Below are 19473 nucleotides of genomic sequence, written 5' to 3' on the forward strand. Positions count from 1 at the left end.
ACTGTCTCTCGGCAATATTTGCTATTTACCTTTTGCTGCGACGACGACTTCTCGCAGCCTTTTGTCGCATAGCGCGCTCTGAAATTTGTTTATGACTGGTATCTTCTTGCGGCTCAAGCAATTGCGTTAACAACTCAGCCTGTGCTGCCACTGTGGTGTGTGTGTACAAGTCAACCACAGGCATTGCGTTCTCAAATTCGCCTTTGAGGCGTTTGTGAAATTGCACCAGCAGCAACGAGTTGCCGCCTAATTCAAAAAAGTCGTCTTGGCTGCCAACCTGCTCTAATGCCAGCAATTCCTGCCACAACGCAGCTATTGTTTTTTCAACTTCTGTCTTCGGCTCAATATAAGCTGTCGCAATATCTGGTCTGGGTTGTCTACTCTTCGGTTGCTGTGCCCGTGCTTTGCTCGCCTCTAATTGCTGCCGCCGCTCTTCCAAGCCTTCGTTCGATATGATCAACTGGCTAAATGGCTGCATAGTCGCTCGTTCAAACAGCGCTAACGCTTCCTGATTAGACAAGGCGTTATGCTTAAACATTGGATTATCCAAGCCTTGTCCTTGATTCACTGACTGTTCGAGACTCGCTAAATCAATTTCCCGAAGCACAAAATCTGTAACCTCTATCAGGTGTCTACCTTCTTCATCGACCATGACAATATCAAAACACAGGCTAGCTTTTTGCGCTCCACTATCACCTTCATAGGCAACCAATTTAAGCGTCGCTTTCGCCTCAAAGGTCGCAGGGAGTGGTTGTAAGAGCGTAAGAGAACCATAACTAAGAGGGATGAAGATGCCTTCTTTATGGAAAGGCCGCAAAAATGCCGTTGCGACGTCCAACATGGCTGGGTGCATGCGGTATTTGTCAACTTCTGCGATAAAAGAGCTGGGTAATGCCATGGATGCGATCCCCGTTGATTCACCTAAAGAAATCGCCTGAATATTTTGCCAGTGAGCGCCAAAAGTAACGACTTCCGCAGACATGTCGTTTTCTTCAACTGTATTAATACGTGCCAGCGCACCCATATCAGAAAGATTTTCTATTTCTCGTGCGCGGCAATCATTTCGCCAGAGGTTCAGGTCAACCTGCTTACGCTGTGCTGCAGCATTGCCGACAAGCCTCACGCTTCCGCGAGCATGAACCGTTTGTCTGCTTGCGCCACTTTTCACTGTAAATTCAAACCCATCGCTTTTTATAGCTAATTCTGTGATGAGTGTAACAACGCCATCGTCTTGCGCCACTAATGGCGTCATAAAGTAGACGTCAGAAAATACCATGGCATCCTGACCTGTCTGCCTGCTCACAGCCTCCCGGACCAACTCTAGGTAAGTTGCGCCAGCAAGAGTGGGTTTACCCATGATCCAGTGTTCGTTAAGCAACCAATCTTGTTGCGCCGAAAGGGTGCTTTTGTAGTGCACAGAGCTACTATCTTCAAAGATCAGCTCACCAAGTGCATGTTGGTCACTAAACTGGCTAAGCCCGTTGCGTCCTGTTGCCATCCCGGTTTCTTTCCAAGTGTCCCAATTCAGACAAATGATTTGCCCATCAAATGACTGCGCTTTATCTTGCGCAAACGCATCCACAAAGGCATTCGCCGCGGTATAAGCAGCCTGTCCAAAGCCGCCAAGTAAAGCCGTTATAGATGAGCACAAAACAACCTGTTCTACAGACTTGCCCTGTAGAGCATGAAACAAGTTCTCCACCCCTCTGACTTTCGGTGCAAATACAGGTTCGACAGTGCGCTCTGATAGACGATGAATTGCCGTGCCGTCTGGCACCCCCGGACAATAAATTACCCCAGTTAGTGGACCAAATTGTGCAACTGCACATGACACAACCTCTGCAAACGCTTCGCGATCCAACACATCCAGTTGTTGGTAACTTACTTCACATTGAGATGATTTAAGCGCATTTATGAATCCTGAAATAGTTTGTGATCCTTGCACCTCTTTACGTCCAGTCAAACTCAGGCGTAGCTTTTGATGCTTGGCAAGATGTTTCGTCAATGTTGAACCAATGCCACTGGTAGCCCCAACAACCAGATAGTGACCAGCAGGCGAAAATGGAGCATCAGGGATCTCGGCTACCGGCTCCACACTCGCTTTCCAAAGATATGGGTATCTAATTGCATATGCATCAGTAGTTGAGGATGACTCGATTTGCTCACAAAGACTATGTAGTGCCTTTTTCAGCTTAACTGGTGTTGACGGCAGCTGGATATCCAAATGTCTACAAGATACTTTGTCCAGCTCCTGGGGTATCACACGTAATGGGCCAGAAATAAATGCGCTGTGCGGCACTATTTTCTCACTAGCCTGAACCTGTATGCCATACTGCGTGATAAAGTTAATCCTGAGCAGCATGTCTGGTGCCAAGGCGTCCCACTGCCTTGCAAAGTAAATGGGGGCAAAAAATAATGTGTTTTGTGCCTGCTCTAAGCTATCGCAGTCAGTCAGACCATTAGCCCAAACGATCTGAGACGGTAACTTATCCTGGTTGATTAGCGACTTAATTAACTGCTCAAAATGGAATTCCTGAGCAAAGTCGAGTGAATAGGTATCTCGGTCGAGTTGATAGCTGTGCCCAGGGAAAGCACTGATCACTTCGTACCCTCGTTCAATTAACACATCTCGTAGCTGCCTACTGTCATCATTCTGCTCTGCAAACAATAAGATGAGGCCCGGTTCGCTGACTTCTGATGCCAAAGCAAGCAAAAGCTCTGATTGCCAAGCCCAGGTCATTAAACCTGTATTAAATGCTTGGTGTCTCACGACTTTCTGCGATAGCGCCGGTGGGTCGAATGCTGTCGGAGAAAATTGATATTCGGGTACAGAAACACGACGACCACTGTCACAGATGTTTTCCCACCCTGTTAACAGATCCTGTTGAAATAGTTCCCCTATACGGCTAAAAATAGAACTCAGGTCCTGATCACCCTGCTTTTTGCCCGGTAATAAAGCAAGAGCATCACAGTGCTCGTTCCAGTCAGCGTGGCTTGAAATCAACGTACACAAGCTTTTTCCCGGCCCGACTTCAACTACACACATCGCGCCTTTACTCAACAAGGTTTTGCATCCCTGATCAAGCTGTACTGGCGCTAGAATGTGTTCTACCCAATAGTCATCACTTTGTGCCTGTTCGGCTGTAAGCCAGGTCCCTGTTACATTACTGATTACCGACGTTGTAGGAGCATGCTTTACTGCTTTGGAAATATATTCTCGAAATGCCTCGGCAGCTTCCTGCATCATGTCAGTATGATATGCATGAGATGTCCTTAACCGTGTAAATGCCAATGACGCACGCTGGAGCCGTATCTCAAACTCCGCTATTGCTTCAAAGCCTCCCCCGACCACAATGTTAGTGGCACTGTTAAACGCACTGACATGGCAGTGTTTCCCAAGTAATGGTTCCACTTCAGCCAAAGAGGCTATAACCGAAGTCATTGCCCCCTGGCTCGCCTGCGCCATCAAAGCTCCACGGGCAACAACCAATCTCAGGGCGTCTTCCAGACTGAAAACTTCAGCTAAAGTAGCAGCCACATATTCGCCCAAGCTATGACCTATAAATGAAGTTGCCGGAATACCCCAAGCTTTAAGCTGCTTGGCTAATGCATACTGACAGATAAACAAAGCTGGCTGAGCCAGTTCGGTGTCGTCTAACTGTCCAGACGGCTCATCAGCTTCCAGCCAATATTGTCTGAGCTGCGCTGCAAGATCCTGATGTACCAATTTCAGACATCTATCCACCGTGTGTTTAAATACTTCTAAAGTACGGTAACAATTTTGCGCCATAGCTGAATACTGGCTCCCCTGACCAGGAAAAGCCCACACGAGAGTCTTTTTAGCATTTGGTACAAGTTTGGCATGCGCACCTTGCTCAACGTGAATCTGACCACTATGGTCCTGCGTCGCGACAAGATAATTCCGCCAGGGGAAAGGCGTTCGGTGGTGAGCCAGTGTTGCGGCAACGTCAGGCAAATTTACTGGCTCTGTTCCAGTTATGTGATCTTTCAGTACTTCCAGGTAGCGGTTTGCTGCAGTTTCACTTTTCGCACTAATCGGCAAAATACAAAGACTAGGCTGCGCAACTTTTTGCTGCTCTGGTGCCTTGTACTCTTCGAGGATCACATGTGCATTGGTTCCACCAATGCCAAAAGCACTAACACTTGCACGTAAGTGCTCTGAGTCGTCAAATTCAGTCCGTTGTGTGTTAACCTCGAATGGAGATCCTTCCAGCTTGAGCTTTGGGTTTACCGTCTCAACATGTAAACTTGCAGGCAACACCCGATGTTTGAGAGCCAATACGGCTTTGATGAAGCCAGCCACTCCTGCTGCTGCATCTAGGTGCCCGATATTACTTTTTACCGACCCAAGCAAACATGCCCGAGAGCGACTTTGGTTCAGCGGGTCTTCTGCAAATACAGCTCGTAACGCCTCTAACTCAATCGGATCGCCAAGTGGTGTTCCTGTACCATGATTTTCGATAAAACTAATTGTATGGCTAGGCACCTCCGCCAGCTCCTGAACAGTGCGGATCAAGTCAGCCTGACGAAGCGGACTTGGGGCGGTATAGCCCACTTTGTTGTTACCATCGTTGTTGACACCAGTGCCTTTAATGACGGCTAAGATACTATCACCATCCGCTTCAGCGTCATCTAGCCGTTTCAAAGCAACCGCACCAATACCGTCTCCCTGAACAGTCCCCTGAGCTTGGCTATCAAAAGGACGACACACACCATCTGGCGATAAGATCATTCCTTCCTGGAAGGTATAACCATCTACATCAGCTCGCTCGTCTACACCATTTGCATGAATAGCGGCACCTCCGGCGATTGCCAGATCGCATTCACCAGACAACAGGGACTGAACCGCCTGGTGCACCGCAACCAAAGAAGTCGAACACGCCGTTTGTAGTGTTATCGCAGGTCCAGTTAAATTAAGCGCATAAGCCACTCTGGTTGCCAAAAAATCACGACTGTTTAATGAACTGACTTCATAATTTTGCGCAAAACTGCTGCTCATTTGTGCAATAAAACGATTCATCCAGAAAGTATTGTTACCACAACCAGCAAACAAACCGACTTGCCCTGAATATTGTCCTGCAACATAACCAGAATCTTCCAGTGCGTGCCATACAACCTCATGAAACCCCCTCAGTTGAGGATCCATACATGCAGCTTCACGAGCAGAATAACCAAAGAATGCAGGATCGAACTCATAAGTGCGGTTCAATACGCCTTTATGTGGCACAAAAGCCGGATCGTTTAACTTATCGCGGCTTAATCCTGCGTCACGCAATGCATCTTCACTAAAGTGGCTAATGCAATGCGAGTCCGACAATAGATTTTGCCAATACTCATTGACATTATCGGCTTGTGGGAACCGACCCGCGATACCAACCACGGCAACTTCTAATCCAGTTAATGAGTTACATTCAGGCATTTAAATTTTTCCTTTTTTTAAGCATTTTATTCAGACGGTTTTTTCCAGATTGTCGCTTCCTTATGTTCTGTTCTGCGTCTGCTTTTGGTGTCGTTTTGCCAGCCAGAAACTCTGCAAGCTGGGCAACACTGGGATAACTAAATACAGTCGTTGTATCGACTTCCTGCTCTACGTGGTCCGCCAAAGCTTGGTTAAGGCGTTGAGCAATAGTGACTAGGGACATTGAGGACAAACCAACATCGAAATAATTATCCTCTGCTCCGATATGTGTCAGCCCTGTCACATCACATATGGTCTTAGAAATAATGAGTTCCAGATCACCTTCAGGCAGTCTGCTCTGCGTAATAAGAAAGTCTTCCCCGGAAGGTTGTGGCAAGCGCTTTAAATCCTTCTTGCCGTTAGCAGTCATGGGGAAATCATCAACAGACATATAAATTTGCGGGATCATGTAGGCAGGTAGTGTTTGCCTTAAACGCTGCCGTATATCGTTGGGCGTCAGCGCTTCACACACTTTGTACCAGGCCACAAGTGCAGTTTGCAGCCCCTTTTGTTCTGTAACTCCAACCACCGCATCCACGATTTCGGGCATGACCTGAATTTGATTTCGAATATCATCTAATTCGATACGAAAACCATTCAGTTTTACTTGATTGTCAATGCGCCCAAGGATTTCGTATTGGCCATTATCGAGTAACCGAGCAAGATCGCCAGTTGCATAAGTACGCTCACCTTTGAGCATTGCCCGGCTTGCAAACTTTTCAGCCGTTTTGTCCGGTGCATCAAAGTACCCCTTAGCCAAACCTGCGCCTGAGATATGCAATTCACCGGTTACGCCAGGCGGCAATTGACGGCCTTGCTCATCTAGAATGTGGAATTTTGTATTGTTGATCGGGCAGCCTATTGAAACTCGCTTGGCGCTATTTACCTCAGAGCCTAACTCATAAACTGACGACCATATCGTTGTCTCGGTTGGCCCGTAGAGATTGAACACACGCTCACAGCATTTTTGCAGTTTGGCGCCTAATTGCGGCTCCAGAGCTTCCCCCCCAACAAACCCAGTCAGCCCTTGTTTACCACGCCACTGGGTACTCAAAAGTAGCCGCCAGCCGCTTGGCGTGGCTTGCATATGCGTAATGTCATGGGTTTGCAGGGTATCGCTCAATAATTCAGGGTTCTTTTGAACATTCTCAGCCGCAATAACCACACTCGCCCCTGTGACCAACGGCAACCACAGCTCAAGCAACGAGATGTCAAATGCAACAGTAGTCAACGCCAGCATTCGGTCTGAGGCCGATATTCCTGGGTTGCATGCCATTGCGTTGAGAAAATTGGCGAATGCTGTCATACCAACTTCTACACCTTTAGGACGCCCCGTAGATCCAGAAGTAAATAAAATGTATGCGATTTGGTCCGGCACAAGAGCCAAATCCCAATGAGTGTTCTCCACTGAGTTTTGCATATTGCTGATATTTAGCCGCGGGCAAACATATCCTTCAAAACGCGTGAATGTCGCATCTTCTACTAAGACCAGGGATACTTTACTATCCTCTAGCATCATATTTAACCTGGCATCAGGCCAGCTACTATCCAGTGGCACGAATGCAGCACCACAGAGCCAGATACTGGCCATTGCGACTATCAGACCATGGTTACGCTTGGTACAAATAGCAATGCGGTCACCTTCTTTTACCCCCATCTGCTGTAACCGAACACTGAGCAAATCTATTTTCTGCCCAATTTCTGCATAGCTCCACCACCTACTGTCAAAAATGGCATTTGCTTGCGGAGTACAGTCAATAACGGCATTAAGTTGGGCTAATGGATGAAACGCAGGCGGTTCGACTTGCGGACCTGCAGAGCGGGCAATGTGTAAAGAGTCTTGCTCAGTAATAACCTTCAATTGGGAAATACTTTGCTGTGGATTTTCAACAATCTGCTTTAAAATATGAAAGAAACGCGATTCAAACAGTTCAGCCCCGAGGTGTGAAAAGACATCGAGTTGATAGTCTAGTTGCAAAAAAACAGGCTGCTGCTTGCCATAATCACATATGGTTACAACCAAAGGAGTCGCAACATAACCTCCGGTGTAATAGTATGTTTGCGACTTCAAGTTCAGATCAGAAAGATCAAAGTCAATTGGCTGATAGTTAAACTGAATATCAAAGAGCTTATCCAGGCCTTTTTGATGTAAGCCTAGTAGATCATGCAAATGGCTCAGGGGGAATCTTTGGTGGCGAAAACCCCGACGAGAAGTAGCACTTGCCTGCTGGGCAATATCTAACAATGAGTCAGACTCTCCTCCAGTTATAACCAATGGAGTGTAGCCTAATAACGTACCGATCAGGTTTTTCTGTTTGACACCTCGACGATTGTGAGATGGCAGACCAAACACATTTGTATTCCCCCCCCCAACCCGCAAAAAATAAGCGTAAAGAGCGGCAATGACAAAGTGTTGAACTGATAAATTATATAATTTCGCCAACCTTGAAAGGCGCTCAAAGCAATCACCATCTATTGGAGTTCGTCGGAAACCACTTTTGCGTGGCTCATTATGTGTCGCTTCAGGGAAATTTAGTCCAGGCAATTCATTTAACTTCTCACACCAATAACTACCGGCCAGCTGATACTTTTCACCCTCTAACCACGCTCTTTGCTCCTGCAATGTTTCATCAAACTGATGAAGCGCAGGCACAGAAGGTTGCTTAGCACCTGCCCGTAACGCGGCATACCACTCAAATATTCTGCGTAACCAGTTTGCAAAGCCCCAGCCATCACAAATAATGTGATGAGCAATACCAAAATACCATATGCACTCTGAACTCAGCCTAATCACACCTGTACGAGCTAAAGCACCACCGTGCAAAGAAATAGGCTCAGATAAAATAGACTGAATAAGACTATTTGCTTTTTCAAGTGCATATTTATTGGAACTAAGATCGTACACTTCAAAATTCGGCACCTCTCCATCCATATCCTGATATGGCTTGCCATCAATAATCTTAATCTGGGTTTTAAAAATGGGGTTTTCTCTTACAAGCGCCTCAAAAGAAGACTTCAACAATGAGGTATCTACGTACTCCTTAACTTCAGAGTAACCACCTATATTATATCTAGAGAAGCATTTTGATTTTAACTGATCTAAATAGATCTCAAGCTGAGAAGAATTAAGGTTTTTCAATTTTTATACTCTTTACCTTTGCTAAGATATAACGAATAAGCAAAGTATTTTTTATTTTAAAGCTGTCAAAAAAGGCCACATTAGTCAAGCTAAAAATTTAAAAATCAGCAAAGGAAAAGAAAAATAAAAAACAAAAAATGCAACAACGATAACAACAAAAACACCTAAAATGATAATAAAAACACACTTTTTGAAAACTAAATGTTACCAACCATCAAAAAAAGAAAAAATTTAAACCGAAAAACGAAATGACAAAAAAAACATCAATCCACAAAATAACAATAAAGACATTGACTTCAATATAATTTTATATAAGAAATTAATTTAACAAACTATTAAACACACCACATATTGAAATCACCATATCGATATGAAATGATAAAAAGAAAATAATAATAAAGGAATTAGACTATGAACAATAAAAACAAACTTTACCTTAAGGAAAGCGTATATTTCGAACCTTTATTCAATAACTGGTATGCGTGGCCATACTTAATCCCTCCAATCACATCCGCGCGCCATACTACAAACACTCACAGAAGAATAATGAGTTCGTTTGTTAATAATTACCAACTACACTTATTAGCAAAAGGTCAGTCAGCACTTACTGGCGGTGAGTTTTTAAACTGTTCTGAAGCACAAATAGAAGATATCAAGAAGCTAATAGCAAAAATAGATAATGAATTGAGCGATGTTGTCTCCCTTTCCAAAGCTGTAAAGGAATTGGATGAGCTATTGCTGTCTCACACGAGTGGAGAATCCGTAGAGCACTTATATGCTCAAGTTCCAGAACCACTAAAAGGGTACGTGGAACTAACGATGGACATGTACCATAACGCGGGATACCGTCTGATAGAACCACTGCTGTACAACAGCACTTATTACAAGCCTCATCTACAGAGTGTCTCCTTCGGTTCACTCGAAAAGGTGGAAGAAAGACCTTTTGTTCTAAGCACCCCCAGATTACCTGACGACAACCATTGCCAATTCGATATCCAATTTGCGAACAAAGATCTAGATACCCTATTTGCATGCCGGACAACCCCCATATATGGGCATGAAATTAAGGAAATTCTGGAAAAGTACAACGCCAGTGGCGGGTTAGATTGGAGAGCCTTATTCACCGAAACACCACCCCATCGAACTTCAACGCCGCCAACTGAAGGTGTCCGTCTCAAGTATACCGGCCATGCTGGCTTTCTTATTGAAACACCAAATTCTGCCATCCTGATCGATCCTAGCATAGCATCACCAACACCTGATACTAGAGACAAAATGGTTTCCTTTGCCGAATTACCGGAAAAAATTGACTACATTTGCCTTACACATAACCATCAGGATCATATTTCTTTAGAAACCCTACTTCAGCTAAGACATAAAACAGATCTAGTTCTGGCGCCTAAAAACAATGGAGGTAGCCTTGCCGACCCATCAGTGAAACTCCTGCTCTCTCAGTTAGGTTTTAAGATAATGGAAGTAGAAGATATGGAGTTACTCCCGTTTGCTGACGGTTCCATTAGGGCGATCCCGTTTCTGGGTGAGCATGGTGATCTCAACATTCGCTCGAAAACAGCCTGGCTCATTGAAAGCGCTGGTCAGAAAATGTTTTTTGGCGCCGATTCATCTAATCTAGATCCTGCCATGTACAAGCACATTCAAAACACGGTTGGCGATGTGGATTTACTTGCTATCGGCATGGAATGTATAGGCGCACCATACACATGGTTATATGGTGCACTTTATACACAGACTGTAAGCCGGAAAGTAAAAGAGTCCAGGCGCCTGAACGGCGCAGATTTTGAGCAAGCAGTGCATATGATTGAAACCTTCTCTCCTAAACAAGTTTATATTTACGCACTGGGTATTGAACCTTGGTACAAATATTTTATGGGCTTGGATTACGATGATGATGCTGAGCAGATTATTCAGTCCGACAAGTTGATAAAATCCTGCGATTCAAAAGACATACCCTGTCAACGATTAGTTGAAAGAAACGTAATTACCCTACCCACTAATTGATTACTTTGCTCATGATGGGAGAAAAAACTTGATCGTTGAAATAGCAAAAGCTCATAAGAGCAAGCTAATACTATCTACCATACTTAGCACCTGCGCTTCGTTTGCGGGTATTGGAGTGCTTGCTGCTATAAATGATGCTATCACCACAGATATTAGTGATGCCTGGCAAGCACTCTATTTACTGGGACTAATCATAATGATGTTTCTTGTAGGCTTTTTGTCACAATTCATCTTTTCGCTCTTGGGCGCGAAGGTTGTAAGAAGCCTCCGGGAGAGTATGTTCCAGCGTATTATCAACACTGAATTTAGTACACTCGATACAATTGGTGGCCACCGACTCTTAGCAACCCTGAATTCTGATGTTGCTAGCATTGCGCATGCGCTCACTATGGCGCCAATGCTGTTTTTCAACCTGACAACCCTGTTGCTCTGTTTCCTGTACCTAGGCTACTTGTCAGTCGTTCATCTGCTCCTATTACTGTCGATTTTGGTCGTCGCGGTCACGGTCACGTGGTTTATGATGCGATTGGGAAATCGTTATTTCTCTATTTTGCGGGAACATGAAGACTCTCTGTTTGGCTTCGTGCAGCAGCTTGTAGATGGCGGGAGAGAGCTTAGTTTATCAGCAAAACGCAGTGATTTCTTTCTGAACAAGCAAGCTTTACCCTGCATGGCAGATGTCTACCACGCGGATGTAAAAGCTGCAAAATATTGGAGTTTAAGCAGAAACTGGGCTAATGCAATGCTGTTTTTTGCACTCGCCAGTGTCGTACTGAGTGCAAAAACCTGGTTACCCACTAACATTGAAATCATCAGTGCCTTTTTGCTGGTCATTACCTACTTGATAGGACCTTTGACCTCCATCATGAATAGCTTTGAGGGTTTGGCGCGAGGCAAGGTTGCATATTCAAAAATTAAATCTTTGCAGATTGCCGTCAGCCAAGACCTACCCCAACATGAGCAGCCCTCACCTTTACCCAGTACAATCAAAATCACCAATCTGACTTACAGCTACCCACAAAAAGAAGATGACTACTCATTTCAAATTGGCCCTGTCACGATGGAACTCCCTGCCAATGAGGTGTCGTTTATATGTGGTGGAAACGGTAGCGGAAAGTCAAGCTTTGCCAAACTTATCAATGGCTTATATTTACCACATGATGGTAAAATTGAAATTGGTGAGTGGTCCTTAAGATCACACAATGTTCAAGCCTATAGGGCGTTGTTCAGTACTATTTTTTCGGACTTTTACTTGTTTGATACCGCACTCAATAGCCAGGGTAACCCAGCCGACGACGAGCAAATCAACGCGCTTATTGAAAAGCTAGAGTTAACTGACAAAGTAAAAGTTGATCAGGGACGTTTATCTACCACCAAACTCTCTCATGGCCAGAGAAAGCGCTTAGCTTTGCTGTTGGTATTTCTGGAAGATTCTCCCTACTACATCCTAGACGAATGGGCCGCCGACCAAGATCCATACTTCAGAGAGTTGTTTTATAAAACGTTACTACCTGAGCTCAAACGCAAAAACAAAACGGTTCTTGTGATTAGTCACGATGAGCAGTACTTTCATGTCGCTGACAACCTTTTTAAGTTTGATCAAGGTAAGTTGGTTAGCCACATTACACAAAAACATCAAAATGGCACATCTTTAACTGAGCAAACACAAAATACCAGCTCAACCTAATAATTAAAACGATAAACACTAAAATACGAGGTCATAGTAAATGAACAAAACCCTAATTTCGTTGTCGGCGATTGCACTTACCTGCCTATCAGGCTGCTCTGACGATGATAAACATCCTGTAATATTACCACCTGATGACCAAGGCGTGGAAGAACCAGCAGAACCGAAAATTAGCTATATTATCCAAGACGATAAAATTTTTGAGGAGGGTGCCCAATATAAGGTAGAGATTAAGCGCACCACCTATGGGGTACCTCATATAAAAGCGAATAATTTAGAGAGCGCCGCTTTTGGTAATGGCTATGCTCAGGCTGAAGATAACATATGTTTTATTTCCGACGAAATTGTCAGAGTCAATTCTGAGCGCTCAAAGTACCACGGCCCAGATTTAGCTACATTTGAAGATAATATCAACTTGATGACTGACTTTGTTTACAAATTTCTAAAACTAAAAGAAAAAGCACAAGAAAATTTGCCACAACTGAGCCAAGAGTCGCAAGCACTTATAAAAGGGTATGTGAAGGGATACAACCACTACTTTGCTGAGGCTAAAAGTAAACAAACGTTACCAGAACAATGCGCTACGGCACCTTGGTTACGCCAAATTAATGAGGTCGATGTCTTAACCTATCTCTACGCCAATGCAATTTCAACGGGTCTTGGCGGCAGCATTTTTTCACTGGCATATGCCAATCCTGGGGACACACTAGAGTGGCAACCCAGACCGATTCAAGAGAAAGCGAGGGTGTCAGGATTACGGACAAAAAACATAACCAGTATTATGGACAAACCTAAGTCAGGTTTTGGCTCTAATGCCTGGGGCTTAGGAAAAGAAGCGACCGAAAACGGCAAAGGGATACTTCTAGCCAACCCCCATTACCCACATTCCGGCGCATATCGCTTCTGGCAAGCTCATATGGAAATTCCAGGAGTACTCAACGTTTCCGGTGCGTCTCTGATGGGGATCCCCGGCATAGTGAATATAGGATTTAATGACAACATTGCCTGGACTCATACACTGTCAGATGCCACAACACGCGCTTTCTATCAATTGCAACTCAAGCCGGGCGACCGCACTACTTACCTAATGGATGGTAAGGAACATAAGATTGAGGTTGAAAGGATCAAAGTTGATGCCTTGATCAACGGTACCATCGTCACTCTAGAAAAAGACTTCTACTTTACGGACCACGGACCCCTTATTGAAGCCCAAGGAATTATCCCCTGGAATGATCAAAATGCGTATATAGTCAACGACACAAATTTATATAATAACGAATTACTTGATCACTGGCTTGCGGTAAATACAGCTCAAGATCTCGATTCGTTTAAAGCAGCATTCAAAAAATTCGACGGGGTTGGTTATACAAATACGGTTTATGCAGATAAATCGGGACAGTCATTTTATATTGATGATACTAACGTGCCAGCTCTCTCTGATGTAGTTCTAACTACCATCAAAGAAAGCCCGGTACTTAACGATATTCTCGTGAACAATGGTATTGCCGTTGTGCCTGCTTTTTCGAGCACAGTCTTCCATACACAAGCAGTCCCTTTTGATAAAACACCTCAGCTAACCAGCAGTCATTATGTACAAAACTCCAATGACAGTCACTGGGCAACAAACCTGGATAACTTACTTGAGGGCTATTCACCTTTGTATGGTCCGGAGAAAACACAACTGTCTCTTCGTACCAGAATGAGCCTCACCATGTTGCAAGACAGCCGTGGCGATGACAACAAATTTTCAGGACAAGAAGTGGAAGATGCGTTGTTCTCCAATCGTATCTATTTTGGTGAAACCGTTGTACCTCAGGTCATTATGCAATGTAAAGCCGCAGGAGATATGCCAATTCCCGTAGCTGAGGGCTTGTCAATCAGTGTTGCTCCTGGATGTAAAGCCCTGCAAGCTTGGAATATGAAGCAGGACAAGGACAGTATCGCAGGGCATTTAGTCAGAGAGCTGGCATCAGTAGCGTACTACATCCCTCATTTAACAGTACCATTTGATCCAGCGGATCCTGTTAATACGCCTAATTCGCTAACCACAGATGGCACCGCACTTGCGGGGCTAGCAGTTGCGATGCTGAACGTACAAACAGCACAATGGCCACTGGATGCCAAACTGGGGGATGTTCAGTTCGTTGAAAACGTCAATGTAGATGGTAGTGAGCAACGAACACGCTTGCCTTGGGCTGGTACTCACGAAATAGAAGGTGGTTTTAACACATTTGAAAGCTTCTACCAGTTTGATTCTTCTAGCTATCAGAAAAAGATTTACCCTGCCAGTATCAATGTCGCAACTCAACAGCCACTTGTCACCGGGCTCGGCAGCCAAGGTTATCAGGTTGGGTTTGGTTCTAGCTGGATAATGGTCGTTTCGTGGGACGAAAATGGGCCTATAGCGCGTGGTCTATTAACTCACTCTCAGTCTACAAACCCTCAGTCTGAACACTATGATGACCAAACACACTTATACTCTGAGCAGCCAATACTCAGACCTATTATTTTTAACTCGGCAGACATAAGCTTAGCTCTGATTTCTGAGTCAAACCTCCAGGTTGATAAATAGCTTAGGAAGGAGTTGCACCTGTTAAGGTGTAACTCCTCATAACACGGCGGATCACACTTTGTAAAAAGGATTTAACACCCAGCTCTTTTCTGATCTAATAACGCCCACATTATCACTATCTACGTGTTAATTAGGTCGTTATTTAGCCACCTTGAACTTGTTGAAGGTAAGCGTTCTTCCATTAACCAACATCATGATCTTACTGATGTTTTGTTTCTTATCATCTCAGCGCTTTTATCCAGTTGTGAAGGCTGGAAAGATATCGAAGTGTTCGGGCATGGTAAACTACCGTAGCTCCGGCAGTTCAGAGCATTTAAGCACGGTATTCCAACGCGACATAGCATTGCACGTATTCTTAAAACAGTGGAAGCTGATTCGCTGACTTTTATCTTGTTCAGTTGGGTCAACCAACAGCACTCTCATTCTAGTGATCCGATAATTTCGTTTGATGGTAAAACCCTGCATGGAGCCAGCAAAAAACGTAAGAATAACTTACACGTGGTGTCCGCTTTTGATTGTGAGTCTGGTTTAACTTTGTATCCGCGTACAGTAGAAAGTAAATCAGATAACACTTTATAAAGCAGTCACTTCATGTTTTGAAATAGCCTTTGAAGAAGAGAATGTTTTGCCTGATGATGTACAAGTCAGCAGTAGCCATGGGCGCCGGGACTTACTTCGCTGGTCGCAGCCGAAAGACACTGTAAGTCGTCAATTCTGAATATTGGCGTTTTGATGCTTAGACTGGCCGCACAAAATCAGTCCAGACTAAGCATTATTTTTATTGACAACTACGTTATTATAGAACACTTCGCGCTGCTAATAGCTGCTATAAAATCCTGGCATAAAAACGCCGCAGTTGGGCTAGAATTTTACGGCAGTTTTGGCCTACTTAAGCTTATCACCGAGCTTTCCTTTCAAGCGGTTAAGACCCAAGTGACCGTCCTGTTTCATGTGCCCGATGATTGGCTCTATCGCATTGCGTCGCCTGAGTTTTTTCTTAATGCTCGGTGTCACTCCGCGCTTTTGCCCTGCAATATACACATCATAATGCTAAGTGTCCTCGATAACCCCTATCTACAAAACAGCTGTACGGCCTTTTATCTGTGACGTTTTCTACTATTCTCAACATTTCTCATAACGTGCCACCGTCATAGGGGTTGCCATGCATTGCATGAGAGAAAACTACAAACTGCTCTTTAATGTTGCCGCGACAATCCCTTTGGCACCAAACTCATATGGCTTTGCGTTTTTTCCCTTGGAGATGCATTCAACACTCGGCTCATGTAGGCTATAGAATTTGTTTTACTCGTTTTTTCTTGCTTTAACAGCCGCTCAGCCTGTTGTAGGACATGGATAAACTCCTGACTCGGCTGCCCAGTGATTTTCCGCAAGATGTCTTTCACGCTCGTCTGAGATAGTTTTTCTGCTTTTTCAGTGTTTCTTCATGTATTTGAATTGTTTGGCATGAGCATAACACGCTACTTTTTGCGTTGCCTTAGCGCCCAATCACTCATCACTTTACCTAAGCATAATGCCCGTTTACTTAGCGAAACCAACTAGTTTATCGCAGCATTTTTCTAGTAGTTTACTGTCTGTTGAGTAGGCAACATTTTTCTCCATGGCATCGCTGTCTACGACCACTTCCCGCAACCTTGAAGGCTTGATGGTATTACTTTTAAGGCCAGCATCAACAGTTAATGAAAACATCAATTCAACCCCATCCTCACCAATTCGCAGAAATATAGACAGAGTATCAAGTGATGGTGCATATGACACACGCAGTTGCTATGAAGAGGTCGCAGAAAAAACGCGATTATGCGAGTGCCACCCCAGGGGCGGAGCATACTTTGATTACTTATAAGCCAAAGAACACCTGTGCCCTAAATTTGTCGTTCCAGCCAGCAGTTTTCAATTTGCTACGTTGACTCGGTAAGCCGCACTCACACTGCTTGAGCATATTCATTACAAAACGCCTGAATAGGGCCATATTTTCCACCGCACCATCGAGACAAATTCTTGATGCATCCTCTTTAAAAACAACATCTAATACATAGTGCTGACCGTTCTCTATACGCCAGTGTTGGCGGATGTAGTGGCCTAGCATCTTATGTTTTGGTGACATTGAGCTGACGTAGTAGCTGGTATCAATACTGGTTTTACCGCCGCAGGCTCTGTGCCGTTCTACCGCGATGATGCTGCGGATTGTCGGCCAACGCGCCGCTAACGTTTCGTCTAATTTTGGCTTGAGTTGATACACTATCCGCGTCTCTGTGCGACCATGTGCCTGCTGCTTTACCTCGGTTACGACTTGCTCTTTACCAGCATCGAATACGCGTTGAAATTGCTCGGTTACAGCCTGGTGTAGCTTGGGTTGATTCTTTGTAACCTGTACCACAACATCGGCTTTTTTCGCAGCAATCGTTTCTAGTGTTTGCCGTTGACAATGTAGCGTATCCACTGTGATAACACTGCCCTTAATATCAAGCACTTCAAGCATTTGCCGCACAACACTTATCTCGCCTTGCTTGGTTTCGGTGGACTGTTGTGACAATACTAACCCTGACTCTGTATCGTATGCAGTAACAAGTTGTAATGCCGCCTTTTTATCGCCGCGATATGAACCACGCAGTACTTTGCCGTCGAGTGCAATAACTGGTTTGCCTGCGGTTTGTCGCTGCTCGTTGACCCAGTTTAACAGCGCTTCCAGCAGTGACTCTGCCACCACAGATTTGAGGATCCGAGCGATGGTATGGCGCTTTGGGATCCCGTTTTTAAACGGCCGATACTGCCGCAACCAATCTTCCTTCGACTCGCCATGGAGCTGGATATCTTGCCAACCTTCAGCACCTGCCATGATGGCACTAATAACAAGGAAAATGACATCAACTAAGTCGTGCTTTTTGTTAATATCAGAGCGAGTTTCTTCTACAACTGTAAGGTGTTCAATCAGATTCATAGGTTGCGCCTAGCAATGGGATTGGCGCTATTTGATCATAAATTAGCTAAAAGTGCGATCCCGCCCTGCACTTCAGAGTTGAATTAGGGTTCAAGTAATTCAATAAATTAAATTGGTTTCAGGGTGGGTGTTTTATGTTTATGTTTATATTTATATAATAATTAAATTAACCACTATAAAATTCAAAAAGCTTCCGCTTAAAAAATTACGATACAAAAAGTTCCCATTAAAGACTCGAAGTTTCCCACAAATGGGAATTCCTACATCATAAATAAGTAAAAACACCTTATAATAAGCCATAAAACATTGGCATAAAATTAGCTAGTAGTTATCTCCTTGAAAATAGGCGGTAGCGATTATGGACATTAAAGCAAGTTTAGAAAAAAGCAAAAAGCGTAAATTAAAGTGGTTACCTTATGTGACTCTCAGCATTGTTTTCATCTTGGTAATTTACCTGATCCAGCACAAAGAGCCGAACCTCTATTTTGATGAATTGAGGCTTGCTACAGTTCAAAAAGGCGACTTGGAGCTCAGCGTTTCGGGCTACGGTCAACTACGCTCTAAATTCCGTCGCCAAATCACCACCGGATTTTCAGCTCAGGTTGCAGAAGTCGTGCACTTACCAGGTAGCAGAGTCGAAAAAGAAACCATTATTTTGCGCCTTTCTAACCCTGAACTGGAACAACAGCTCAATCGGGAACGGCTTGCTCTAGGTCGACAAAAAGCAAATTTAGAAGCATTAAAGCTCAGTCAAAGAAATGATGAGCTGACCACCCAAGGCGAGATCACATTACTGCATAGTGAACTTGAAAGCGCTAGGTTACGTGAGCAGGCTGAGAGACAGTTAGTAAAAAAAGGAATTGTCTCCGCGTTAGATCATAAAAGCTCCCAGCTAAGAGTATCCCAGCTTGAACAAAGGCTGGCATTCTCTAAACAACGCTTCGAGCAACAAAAAGCCTTACACGTACGCAGAGTTCAAATTGAGCAGGAGTTATTGAGTGAATACCAACTCAGTTATCTGGCTGCACAGGAAGCAGTCGAACAATTACAAGTTCGGGCAGGTATCAGTGGAATGCTTCAGGAATTACATGTTGACCAGGGTCAAACGATTGAGCGCGGCCAGTTGCTAGCTTTGGTAGGCAGTGAAAAACACCTATTAGCGGACTTAATGGTCCCTGAACGTGATGCTAGCCAAATTTTAATTGGTCAGAAAGGTGTAATTAATACCTTCTCAGGTTATGTCGATGCGCGAGTAACCCGCATTGTACCCGTTGTCAGAGAAGGGAGAATTGAAATTGAAATGGAGCTCCTAGGGGAATTACCAGCCAATGCACGACCCGCTCTCACTATCGAGGGGAAAATTGTTACAACAGTCAAACACGAAGCCTTATTCGTACAGACTCCACAAGCTGCATCAGCCCATAAAAGTGCACAGCTTTTTGTATTCAATAGAGCCAACTACTCGCTGGTCCAGAAAAAGTTTCAGTTTGGTAGTATGGCAGGTAATGTCATTGAAATATTGAGTGATGCGCAAGTTGGAGACCAGGTGGTTGTTTCTGATATAGATGAAATAAAACATTTAAAAACCGTACCAATCAAAAATTAATTATAAGGAATCATC

The 19473-nt window shown here is 44.3% G+C and carries 8 protein-coding genes and 1 pseudogene; 5 read left to right on the forward strand and 4 right to left on the reverse strand.

Annotation, left to right across the window (positions count from 1 at the left end):
• Window positions 1-25: 25 nt before the first annotated feature.
• Both JJQ94_RS02315 and JJQ94_RS02320 read right to left on the reverse strand, forming a co-directional pair.
• A complete protein-coding gene (locus JJQ94_RS02315; RefSeq protein WP_099030813.1) occupies window positions 26-5440 on the reverse strand; it encodes a type I polyketide synthase in 5415 nt (1804 codons plus the stop codon).
• Window positions 5433-8618 carry a non-ribosomal peptide synthetase gene (locus tag JJQ94_RS02320; protein WP_099030812.1) on the reverse strand — a complete coding sequence of 1062 codons (3186 nt, stop codon included), beginning with the start codon at window positions 8616-8618 and terminating at the stop codon, window positions 5433-5435. The genes JJQ94_RS02315 and JJQ94_RS02320 overlap by 8 nt, the downstream gene beginning before the upstream one ends.
• Before the next feature lie 411 nt (window positions 8619-9029).
• On the opposite strand from JJQ94_RS02320, the gene JJQ94_RS02325 reads away from it, so the two are divergent.
• The 4 genes and pseudogenes from JJQ94_RS02325 to JJQ94_RS24065 form a co-directional block, all read left to right on the forward strand.
• Window positions 9030-10637, forward strand: coding sequence for an MBL fold metallo-hydrolase (locus tag JJQ94_RS02325; protein ID WP_099030811.1), 1608 nt, complete (start codon window positions 9030-9032; stop codon window positions 10635-10637).
• Between the two features lie 28 nt (window positions 10638-10665).
• Complete coding sequence (locus tag JJQ94_RS02330; RefSeq protein ID WP_172439951.1) at window positions 10666-12324, forward strand: cyclic peptide export ABC transporter; 1659 nt, start codon at window positions 10666-10668, stop codon at window positions 12322-12324.
• Between the two features lie 40 nt (window positions 12325-12364).
• Entirely contained in the window at window positions 12365-14896 is a 2532-nt protein-coding gene (locus JJQ94_RS02335) for a penicillin acylase family protein (protein ID WP_099030809.1), read from the forward strand.
• A 129-nt stretch (window positions 14897-15025) separates the two neighbouring features.
• Window positions 15026-15463: pseudogene (locus JJQ94_RS24065) on the forward strand (ISAs1 family transposase); the annotation flags it as partial.
• Between the two features lie 972 nt (window positions 15464-16435).
• Here the strand turns inward: JJQ94_RS24065 and JJQ94_RS02350 are convergent.
• Both JJQ94_RS02350 and JJQ94_RS02355 read right to left on the reverse strand, forming a co-directional pair.
• A complete protein-coding gene (locus JJQ94_RS02350) occupies window positions 16436-16672 on the reverse strand; it encodes a hypothetical protein (protein ID WP_099030806.1) in 237 nt (78 codons plus the stop codon).
• 79 nt (window positions 16673-16751) lie between these two features.
• Window positions 16752-17852 carry an ISAs1 family transposase gene (locus tag JJQ94_RS02355; RefSeq protein ID WP_099030805.1) on the reverse strand — a complete coding sequence of 367 codons (1101 nt, stop codon included), beginning with the start codon at window positions 17850-17852 and terminating at the stop codon, window positions 16752-16754.
• 358 nt (window positions 17853-18210) lie between these two features.
• On the opposite strand from JJQ94_RS02355, the gene JJQ94_RS02360 reads away from it, so the two are divergent.
• Complete coding sequence (locus JJQ94_RS02360; protein WP_099030804.1) at window positions 18211-19458, forward strand: efflux RND transporter periplasmic adaptor subunit; 1248 nt, start codon at window positions 18211-18213, stop codon at window positions 19456-19458.
• The last annotated feature ends 15 nt before the right edge of the window (window positions 19459-19473 follow it).

The sequence above is a fragment of the Pseudoalteromonas sp. GCY genome (assembly GCF_016695175.1).
Classification (GTDB): Bacteria; Pseudomonadota; Gammaproteobacteria; order Enterobacterales; family Alteromonadaceae; genus Pseudoalteromonas.